Genomic DNA, 6,815 nt, shown 5'->3' with positions numbered 1-6,815 from the left:
TAGAAGCGTCAGAACTCCTATCCTTCCAGCTCAAAGGGCATCTTCTATCTTTGGGCTCTCACCAACCCAATCCTCATCGGTGGATCGAGGCTCAGGGCACTAGCAGACGAATGCTCACGGCGCTGTGGGCCCTCGCTGACCCGCTGCTCGAACCTCGGACGTGTCCGCAAGGGTCACCAACGCCCATCGCTTACGTCCATCATGGCCCGGCGCGGAAGAGACCTGCGTAGCGAACACCCGGCGGCCGTCCGTGTCGGGCCGGCCGACACGCACTCTGCCTCCCATCTGGCCGCCTGACCAGCAAGCTGCGCCTGACTTGCGAGCAAGACCACAAGCCCCTCGCGATGTTGCTGACCGCCGAGCACCAAAGCGACAGGCGCGGTTTCAGCCCGGTCCTGGCCACCTTCCCCGTCCCTGCTTCGCCACTGCACACCCACCAACGCCATGCAGGTCAGTCGTCGCGGACAGAAGCGTACACGGTCCAGAGTCAACCGGGCCGTTGTCCAGTGGGTGCTGATGCGGAAGCAGCGCCATTGCAGCCGCTGCCGTCCTTGTTGTAGCCCAAATCCCAGTGCTTCGGCATAGGCTGGGCCACGGACCTGCTACCAAACGCGGACCAGATGACCGCACCGAACAACACGGTCAGTCAACACATCTGGTGCGTTGGACCAGGTGATGTAGTGTAGGCAGCTCTTGCCACGCAATTTAGTTGAGCTGGCCCGACGATCCGCCGGGCCAGCTCCACGCCCCCAAGCGACAGGGGGAGCATCATCTTCAGCCCGAGGGGTAGCTGTAATGCTCCACCTTTCGCGCGCCCGCAGCATAGGTCCCGAGTGCCTACAGTGCTGGCCAACCTGCTTACGCAGTAGTTGAGGTGCGTGTTGATGCCAGTATGATGCACCCTGCTGTCAGTAGGGTGGCACAGCGATGTCATGGCGAAGGACGCCTGTCCGCAGGCCGCAAGTAGCCGTCAACAAACCCGCGACACACCGTTCATTTGACAGTCCCCACCCTGCGGGGCGGTGACGGCTACGTTCCACAGGCGTCCAGCCATGGTGCCAGCGAAATGCCATCCAAATAACAGTGTGGACTGCAGCCGTTTCTCTCTAATCGTCGACTGCTCAACAAGATGCGGGAGAAGCGGGTGGCTGACAGCACGGGGGGCGCACCGCGCGCGCACCTAATCTGGGTCAGGAAACTGGTGGTATCGGCGATGGGCGCCATCCTGCTGATGGCCGGATGTTTGGTGCCGACAGCGTGGTTTGAGGAGAATGCACACCGCTCCCGGATTGTCGTTGCGTCATCCGCCCCGGACGCGATGCCGGTGACGGCCGTGGCGGCGGCTCGCTCTTCAGGTAACCGAGTCGAGGTGATGACGCACCGTACCGAGACGGCACAAGTGTTCGCCAACCCAGACGGCACGTTCACCATGGAGCAGCGCATCACCCCGCTCCGCGTGCGCACCGCCGCCGGCTGGCGGCCGGTGGACAGCCGGTTGGAGCGCCGATCCGACGGGACCGTCGCGCCGGTCCGCGGCAGCCAGTCCAGTCACCTTCTCCGGCGGCGGGCAGGCGCCGCTCGTTCGGTTCGGTGTCAGCGGTCGGCAGTTGGTGCTGACCTGGCCCGCGCCGTTGCCGCGGCCAGTGCTGACCGGGGACACCGCCACGTACCCTGAGGTGCTGCCCGGAGTCGACCTTCGCGTCCAGGCTAAACCACAGGGTTTTTCGCACGTCCTCTCGGTCAAGAACCCGCGGGCGGCGAAAAATCCGGCCCTTGCCCGGGTCCGGTTCGGGCTGCGCGGGGATGGGTTGTCGGTGCGCACCGAGCCGTCGGGCGCACTCATCGCCGTGGACAAGCGGGGCGAGCTGATGTTCCGAGCGCCACCGCCGCGGATGTGGGATTCGGGACCGACAGCGACCGCGGCGGGAACGCCTGCCCGCCGCGAGGCGGTGCTGCCGGTCCGGTTGACCGCAGGCGTGCTGACGCTCACCCCAGACCAGAAGTTGTTGAGGGATCCGGCGACGAGATTCCCGGTCGAGATCGACCCGGACTGGCACGCCGGTCGAAGCGCGTGGGCCTTGGTGTACGGAACTCCGGATTCCCACCGGAGCCAGTCGTACTGGTTCGGTGACGGCGACAACGCCGCCAAGGTGGGGTTCAGCGACTGGAATCGGCCGTCAGTGCTTGCCCGGTCGTACTTTCAGTTCGACGTCGGGTTCCTTCACGGCAAACAGATCCTGGGCGCGGAGCTGAACGTGCGAGAGACGTACGCGCCATCCTGCGAGCCGCGCGAGGTGGAGCTGTATCACACGGACCCGATCTCGCCCTCGACGACGTGGAATAGCCAGCCGGGACAGTGGTACACCGACGTACGTAACGTCGCGTTCGGGTATGACGCGAGGTGCCTTCCGAGCTGGCTGGGCTTCGCCGTGGGTGGCCAGGTCGCTGGCTCGGTGGGGGGCGGGTCGCCGACGGTGACGTTTATGCTGCGGGCGCGTAACGAGGCTGACCGCTACGCGTGGAAGAAGTTTGATCCCAACGACCTGAGCCTCATCGTTCATTTCAATCACATCCCGTATCAGCCGTCGAACCCGAGCGCGGAGCCGAAGCCTGGTTGTTCGTGGGAGCCAAATGAGCCGTACATCAGTACGGCGACGCCAACGTTGATGGCGACCATCGCGGATCCGGACGGTGGTCGAGTCAGCGGACACTTCGAGTGGTACGTGCGGCACGGCCCGCTGGTGGGCCATCAGCGCACGGTGTTGCAGCAGTCCGGCTCAGAGTTTCGGCTGCGGGTGCCAGACGGGCACTTCGGAGACGGGTCCAAGATTATCTGGCGGGTACGCGGCATCGACGACCTGGATGCCGCCGGACCTTGGTCCGATTGGTGTGACCTGACCGTGGATTTGACTCCGCCGAACCGTCCGCCTCTGGTCTCCTCCGACACCTTCCCAGAGTTGGGCGAGGGCGGCGCGCCGGGCAAGACCGGGCAGTTCACCTTCAACGCCAACGGCGTGCCGGACGTGGTCGAGTTCGCGTATCGCCTCACCGGCCAGGCGGAGCAGCGAGTGCCAGCCACGAATGGTTCGGCGACCGTGAGCATCACCCCGCCCACCGCGGACCCGTACACACTGGAGGTCACCAGCGTGGACCGGGCTGGCAACCGCGGAAACACGCTCAACACCAAGAAGTATGACTTCCGGGTCGGCCTGCCGACGCCACCGGTCGCCTACTGGCCGATCGACGGCCACACCACTTCTACTTCCGTGCCGGACGTCGCCGGAAGCGGGCACCATGGCACCTTCGTGACCGGTACCGCCTCATGGACCACCGGCCGCGTCGGCGACGGTCTCTGGTTCGATGCGGCGAAGCAGGCCTCGGTATCGACTTCGGGCAGCACCATCCGTACCGACTCCAGCTTTTCTGTCGCCGCGTGGGTGCGCCTCGACGCCGCTGACGGGCTACCCCGACGGACCATCGTCAGCCAGGACGGAGTGCAGGTCAGCAGCTTCTTGCTGCAGTACATCGGTGGGACGACCAAGCGCTGGTCCTTCTCAATGCCGGTGTCGGACAGCCGAGATGTGCTGTTGAACCAGGCCGTGTCGGACTCGTCGGCGCGGGTAGGAGAGTGGACGCATCTGATGGGGGTGTACGACGCGGGCGCCCGGCAAATCCGGCTTTATGTAAACGGTGTGCTCGCCGGGCAGGCGAGTCATACTACGCCGTGGCACGTCGGCGGCGAGGTGCGGATCGGTCGCGCCAAGTTCAACGGCGCCGCTGTGGATTTCTGGTCTGGAGCCATCGACGAGGTCCGCATCTATGACCGAGGGTTGCCCGACGTAAAGACGGTTGGGGCCACCGAGATAGACAAGTTGGCGACCCAGCCGGCGAACGAAGAGGCCGTCTGGACGCTGGACGAAGGCACGGGCGCTGTCACCGTCGATGCCTCGGGTAACTACCGGCGGGCCACGGTGGGAGCGGGCGCCTCGTGGGTTACCGGCCGCGTCGGAGCCGGCGCTGTGAGGATGAACGGTTCAGGCGGGTACGTGGAGGCGCCGCCGCCAACCGGCGTGATCACGACGCAGAGCTTCACCGTCACAGCGTGGGTGCGGGCGGAGTCGTTGGGCACTGTCCACCGGACCGCTGTCAGCAAGGACGGTTCGGGGCACAGCGGCTTCCTGCTGGGCTACCGACCCGACTCCGGCCGATGGTCGTTCATGATGCCCAAGGACGCCGCCGGCAGTGCCTCGTACGTGGTGGCCGACCTCAATCCGCCGGCGACCGGCCAATGGACCCACCTGGCCGGGGTGTACGACGCCTCGGTCCCGGAGATCCGGCTGTACGTCGACGGAGTGCAGGCGGGTGCTGCCACAGCGCTGCCGACCCCGCTTGACTGGAACGCCGGGGGCGCTCTTCAGCTCGGCAGAGCGCAGTGGGGCGGCAACCGGGTGGACTTCTGGCACGGCTCGATCGACGAGGTTCACCTGTACCAGGGCGTTCGCACGGCCGATCAAATCCGCGACGAGGTTGGCCACCCAGTCGCCGATCGGACGCCGTCCCGAGCACTTGGGCGATACGTCGGGCATACCGGCGACCGCTTCACCGCCAACGGACCAGTTCCGCGCGGCTACCACCTTGAGGGGCCGCTCGGTTGGCTGCTGCCACCAGGCACCCCCGGCACTCGGCTGATCTACGCCTGCCAGATGACGGCTGCTGACGAGTTCACCTCCGTGCATGCGGACTGCGAGGGCCGGCCCGTGTTGGCGGCGCTCGGCGCCGTGTACACGAGGCCGCCTGCAGATGTGCCGACGTTGGCGATCTACCGGTGTGCGACAAGCGCAGGAGAGCGTTTCGACGCGATTCTGGCTCACTGTGCGGGCTACGTTAACGAGGGTCTGCTCGGGCACACGCTCGCCTACGGTGGCCTTCGGTACGGCCGACGCGGCTCAGGGCCGGCGATAGACCAGCCCTGAGAGCCGCCACGCCAGCCGGCGACGAAAGGCAGGAAGGGCCGCGGCTGACCGCAATAGAGCATTTCGTAGGGGCCGGACCGGAGGTGACACAGTGGCTAGCCGGGTGAGTCGGGCGGTGAACTTGAGCACGTCCTTGGCGACCGGTCGACGAGCGGCTGCGTACTCGTCGAGTATCGACTCCGGGCCACCACGGAGGACCTCGGAGAGCGCTCGGCCGAGGGCGACCGCGTCGTGGAGTCCGAGGTTCATCCCTTGTCCGCCCGCGGGGCTGTGAACGTGCCCTGCGTCGCCCGCCAGAAGGACTGACCCGGACCGGAAGGTGTCAGCGACTCGGTGGTGCACGCGGAAGCGGGATCCCCAGACCACCCGCCTGACCGTGCTGTGCGATCGCGCTGGCCCCCGAGCATTGAGCAAGACTTGGATGTAATGAATGCTCGGGCTCTCGGGAGGGTTGTCGACGTTGGCAACGATCCGGACGGTTCCGTCCGGCAGCGGCGCCCAGACCATCAAGCCCGCGTTGGAAAAGAAAAGGGCGACCTCGTCGCGCGGAAGGGCGCTCTCGACTTCGACGTCGGCGAGGGTGAAGGTCTCCCCCCTATCGCTTTCGCCGCCGAAACCGATGCCAGCCAACCGGCGAACGGTACTTCGCATGCCATCAGCGCCTACGACAAATCGGGCGCGCACGGCCTCTCCGTCAGCAAGCGTAACGACACATCCAGCTTCATCCTGCGTTAGCCCAACTACCTCAAACGGGCGCAGGACGCGACCACCGAGCGCAACAAGCCGCTTCAACAGCACCGCCTCGGTCACCGCCTGCGAGACCAGCAACGCATAGGGAAACCGGGTCGGCAGATTATCGAAGCTAACAGGCACCAGGATTCGATCTCGGTCGCGGATGGTAAACCGACGCGTGCGGATACCCTGTGCGGCTAGGGGCTCTGCGACTCCAATGGCCTCCAGTACCTCCAGTGTGTGGGCGTGAATCACCGCCGCCCGTGAGGTATTTGCACCATCCGCGATGCGGTCTACAACCGCAACATCGACCCCTTTGCTGGCAAGGGTAACGGCGGTTGCTAGTCCCACCGGCCCAGCCCCTACCACCAGTACTTCGGTCGTTGTGAGTTGCATGGGAACCTCCATGAAGACCAAGCCAACACCCGTTGGCCAACGCTCGTTGACAAGAGTAGGTCGTGCTGCAGATCAAGTCAACATGTGTTGGCAACGAAGAGCCCGAACGGCGGGCTAACCGGGGCAAGAGCCTCCGCGCTGCCGCAGCGCCCTGCCGACTCCCGCCTATAGGGATGCCGGGTATTTATCATTCAAGGGCATCTGGGCGCTGCTGGGCACTTTTAGCAGTACCGAATAAAGTGTCACGACTCTGGACAAGCTGCGTCCTTGTGCTGGGCGGTTCGCGGCTCCCGTCTTCCGCCAGAGCCGGAGTCGGAGGGGTGGCAACGCCCCGGCGATGTCGGTCTGCGACGGGCACCGCCAGCGGACAAAGTTGGGCGAGACGAGCTGCGTGAAGGTTAGATTCAGCCAGATCCATCGGTGGTGATTTGCGGCGAGGATCTTTTGACAGGCGGGCCAGCAAGGACAGCGGTTGTTCTCATCGATGGCTGGGAGCGATCGTGGCTATTGTTGGTCGGCCTCGGCTGCGAAGAAGGCTGCGTCCACCTTCATGATCTCATTTTTCCCGGCGCTCCTCAGCGGTCTCTAGTGCCGCGTCAGGGAACGTTTGCCTCGTGAGGACGCGCCGCGGGGATGCTGGCCCGGATGGCGCGGTGTCGCCAGGCTGTCCGGGTGGCAGAACGGGTCCGGGTGCGCGAGGTCGATGACGACGAG

The 6,815-nt window shown here is 65.5% G+C and carries 2 protein-coding genes; one reads left to right on the top strand and one right to left on the bottom strand.

Features of this window, described 5'->3' with window-relative positions:
* The first annotated feature begins 1,610 nt into the window (after positions 1-1,610).
* Positions 1,611-4,973, top strand: coding sequence for a LamG-like jellyroll fold domain-containing protein (locus AB0873_RS31430; protein WP_366604343.1), 3,363 nt, complete (start codon positions 1,611-1,613; stop codon positions 4,971-4,973).
* Here the strand turns inward: AB0873_RS31430 and AB0873_RS31425 are convergent.
* Positions 4,947-6,113, bottom strand: a complete 1,167-nt coding sequence (locus AB0873_RS31425) for an FAD-dependent oxidoreductase (protein WP_366604341.1) — start codon at positions 6,111-6,113, stop codon at positions 4,947-4,949. The genes AB0873_RS31430 and AB0873_RS31425 overlap by 27 nt on opposite strands.
* Positions 6,114-6,815 lie beyond the last annotated feature (702 nt).

Origin of the sequence: Micromonospora sp. NPDC047707 (assembly GCF_040704235.1) — a bacterium.
In the GTDB taxonomy this organism is placed as follows: domain Bacteria; phylum Actinomycetota; class Actinomycetes; order Mycobacteriales; family Micromonosporaceae; genus Micromonospora.
Note: the sequence above shows the minus strand (reverse complement) of the source record. Positions and strands in the feature narration are given on the sequence as shown.

Coding starts and splice junctions, on each gene's coding strand:
- AB0873_RS31425 (WP_366604341.1), bottom strand. CDS start 6,113: ATGGAGGTTCCCATGCAACTCACAACGACCGAAGTACTGGTGGTAGGG.